Raw genomic sequence first — 267 nt, forward strand, 5'->3', positions numbered from 1 at the left:
AGGTCACCGCCTCGACTTCACTTTTCCTCATCCCTCTATATATACCACTTAATATCATGTACCGGCTGGTATTGTACCGATTGAGCTTGCTAATCACAGCACTTTTCAGCTTGGTTAACTCATCGTTGGTTAAATATTCTACACTTACCTTTTTATCCCGGTTGTAAGTTACAGTGACGTTGTGAGTGAAGTCTTTGGTGATAATATCATCATCAATCGCATAACCAACAGCCGCCCTTATAGCACCATTAAGCTTGCTAACTGACT

Annotated in this window: 1 protein-coding gene; it reads right to left on the bottom strand. The window is 41.2% G+C overall.

All coding sequences use genetic code 11. The features are described 5' to 3' along the window. The coding region (locus ACFIK0_RS09715) for a hypothetical protein (RefSeq protein WP_375663964.1) at positions 1 to 267 on the bottom strand (267 nt) is incomplete at both ends.

The sequence above is a fragment of the Bartonella sp. CL63NXGY genome (assembly GCF_042194905.1).
Classification (GTDB): domain Bacteria; phylum Pseudomonadota; class Alphaproteobacteria; order Rhizobiales; family Rhizobiaceae; genus Bartonella.